Origin of the sequence: Lyngbya aestuarii BL J, from assembly GCF_000478195.2 — a bacterium.
Lineage (GTDB): Bacteria > Cyanobacteriota > Cyanobacteriia > Cyanobacteriales > Microcoleaceae > Capilliphycus > Capilliphycus aestuarii.
Map to the genome: position 1 here is coordinate 1 of NZ_AUZM01000318.1, position 666 is coordinate 666.

Consider the following 666-nt stretch of genomic DNA (forward strand, 5'->3'; position numbering starts at 1 on the left):
CCCGCGACCCCGCCCGAGCCGCATCAATATTAACTCTCGATTTTGTCACCGGAATTCGAGTGTCTATTCCCACCGCTTTTTTAGGCGCTTTAAACCACACCACCCGACACGGTATTTTAGTTAGAAGCGGACGCACCTTAGAACAATTAGCCGAACTCGATACCATTGTTTTTGATAAAACCGGAACCCTAACTCAAGGTAATATTTCCGTCGTTGGGGTGAAAACAATTTCCGGGCGAATGTCAGCCAAAGACGTGATCAAATATGCGGCAGCAAGCGAACAAAGAATTACTCATCCGGTTGCAGAATCAATTGTACGTTACGCTCAAGAACAAAACATAGAAATACCGCCCCGGGTGGATTGGAATTATGAAGTTGGTTTGGGAATTCGGGCGGAAATCGAAGGTCAAAAAGTCTTGGTGGGAAGCGGGAGATTTATCACCCAAGAGGGGATTAGTTTGGAAGGATTAGATCAACCTGATACCGAAAATTCGCCCGAAAATTCCGCTTGGATGTCGTTAATATATGTCGCCTGTAACGGTCAATTGCAGGGGGCGATACAATATGCTGACCCCTTGCGTCCTGAAAGTTTAGAGTTAATTGAAGAATTACAAAACCGCTACGGAATGGAGATTCATTTGTTAACCGGAGATAGCCGTCAACGGG

The 666-nt window shown here is 45.8% G+C and carries 1 protein-coding gene; it reads left to right on the plus strand.

Going from position 1 to position 666, the window contains the following annotated elements; all coding sequences use genetic code 11:
* A partial coding sequence (locus M595_RS28325) for an HAD-IC family P-type ATPase (protein ID WP_023069975.1) occupies positions 1–666 on the plus strand: 666 nt, incomplete at both ends.